2 protein-coding genes are annotated in these 2,342 nt (G+C 57.0%); one reads left to right on the top strand and one right to left on the bottom strand.

Going from position 1 to position 2,342, the window contains the following annotated elements; genetic code table 11:
• Positions 1-60 precede the first annotated feature (60 nt).
• Positions 61-1,503 (bottom strand): magnesium transporter, encoded by a 1,443-nt coding sequence (gene mgtE / locus ALO64_RS11305; RefSeq protein WP_002554424.1) that lies wholly within the window; start codon positions 1,501-1,503, stop codon positions 61-63.
• Between the two features lie 324 nt (positions 1,504-1,827).
• Between mgtE and bamE the strand changes: the two genes are divergently transcribed.
• A complete protein-coding gene (gene bamE / locus ALO64_RS11310) occupies positions 1,828-2,319 on the top strand; it encodes an outer membrane protein assembly factor BamE domain-containing protein (protein ID WP_031599680.1) in 492 nt (163 codons plus the stop codon).
• Positions 2,320-2,342: the final 23 nt, after the last annotated feature.

Consider the following 2,342-nt stretch of genomic DNA (forward strand, 5'->3'; position numbering starts at 1 on the left):
AAAAACCCGCCTGATCATGGCGGTTTTTTTATTTTAAGAGCCTATCTTGAAACAGAAAGCTTAGAGCAGAAAGATCGTCGCCAACCCCAGGAAGATGAAGAAACCGCCGCTGTCGGTCATCGCCGTAATCATGACGCTTGCTCCCATGGCAGGGTCTCGCCCCAGGCGCGCCAGCGCCATAGGGATGGAAACGCCCATCAGCGCCGCCAGCAGCAGATTGAGCGTCATGGCTGCGGTCATGACCACGCCTAGCGACCAACTGCCATACAGCATGTAGGCAACCACGCCGATCACCCCGCCCCAGAGCAAACCGTTGATCAAGCCGACAGCCAGTTCCTTGCGCAGCAAGCGGGCGGTATTACCGGTATTGACCTGATCCAGCGCCATCGCGCGAACAATCATGGTGATGGTCTGATTACCGGAGTTGCCACCAATCCCGGCCACGATAGGCATCAGCGCAGCGAGCGCCACCAGCTTCTCGATGGAGCCTTCGAACAGGCCGATCACGCGCGAAGCCAGGAAGGCCGTCACCAGATTGACTGCCAGCCAGGCCCAACGGTTGCGCAGGGAACGCCATACCGAAGCGAAAATATCTTCTTCTTCGCGCAGACCCGCCATGTTAAGAACTTCGCTTTCGCTCTCTTCACGAATCAGGTCGACCATTTCATCGATGGTCAGACGGCCGATCAGCTTGCCGTTCTTGTCCACCACCGGCGTAGAGATAAGGTCGTAACGCTCGAAGGCCTGCGCCGCATCGTAGGCATCGTCTTCCGGGTGAAAGCTGACCGGATCGTTGGCCATGACTTCGCCAACCTGCTTCTCCGGATCATTGACCAGCAGGCGCTTGATCGGCAGCACACCCTTGAGCACGCCTTCGGAGTCGACCACAAACAGTTTGTCGGTGTGGCCCGGCAGCTCTTTCAACCTGCGCAGGTAGCGCAGCACCACTTCAAGGCTGACATCCTCACGGATCGTCACCATCTCGAAGTCCATCAGCGCACCGACCTGATCCTCGTCATAGGACAAAGCCGAACGGACGCGCTCACGCTGTTGTGAATCCAGTGCCTCCATAAGCTCGTGAACGACATCACGGGGCAACTCGGGAGCAAGGTCAGCCAGTTCGTCGGCGTCCATGTCCCGTGCCGCCGCGAGCAACTCGTGATCATCCATGTCGGCGATCAGGGTTTCACGAACGGAATCGGATACTTCAAGAAGAATGTCGCCGTCACGCTCAGCCTTGACCAGCTGCCATACGGTCAGACGATCTTCCAGAGGCAGGGCTTCGAGGATATAAGCGACGTCGGCAGAGTGAAGGTCTTCGAGCTTGCGTTGCAACTCGACGAGGTTCTGCCGGTGAACCAGGTTTTCTACACGGTCCTGATGCTGACCTTCCTGACGATGGGTCAGGTCTTCAACAATACGCTGGCGCTGCAGCAGATCGACAACCTGAGCCAGGCGATCCTGCAAGCTTTCCTGCGTTTTTTTTACTTCTCTTTCGGTCATAGGCGAACTCCACTCCCAGCAGCGGAGCACGCCGGGAGATCAATCAGTTAATTCATGATTGTTGAAAAACATTATTGAGTAACGACTGGGTAAGTCCATGGAGGTGTTCCACAAGCCCCGGCGGAGCTGACGGGCGCAATGATACACCGCTTTTAGAGAAGCGCATGCGAGAAATTCGGCCTATAACAACCGTTTGCAGCACAAACCTGTAAAACTCTGTGAGCTGGCCCGGCCTCAACGTCACATTCAGCCAAGAAAACCTGCTCGCCGCCTCCAGAGGCTGCGGCTAGGCTTGCACGACACCCTGTCATGGAGGACTTGAGCATGCGCACAGCCGTTCATCTATCCCTGTGGAGCGCTCTACTCTGCGCTCCTGCACCCGCGACCGCCAGCACTGTTCATCGCTGCGAAGACGCTTCCGGAAAAATCATGTTCACCACTCTCGGCTGTCCCGAAGGCCACAGCACCAGCATGCAAAGGGCCTTCAATGCGCCACCGGGAACCAACATCGATCTACTCCCGCCCGCAAACCTTTCAGCGCCAACACGCAGGAAGCCCGCGAGCCAGGAACTGGTCGTGGTCGGCACGCGCGATGATGGTTGCGGCAACCGCCTGAGCGCCGAACAGCGTCGGGCAGCTATCATCAACCAGCGCACCCCTCCCGGCATGACGCAGCGTGATGTCGAGAGCCTGCTGGGGCGTCCGGACAAAATCACCAACCGCAACGGGGAATTGCATTACGTGTACAACCAGAAAAAAGGCCGCAGCAATAAAGTGACATTTGACGAGAATGGATGCGTTAAAGGAAAACGCTAAAAAGCAAAAAGCCCACATCTTTC

Source organism: Pseudomonas meliae (assembly GCF_001400515.1).
Classification (GTDB): domain Bacteria; phylum Pseudomonadota; class Gammaproteobacteria; order Pseudomonadales; family Pseudomonadaceae; genus Aquipseudomonas; species Aquipseudomonas amygdali.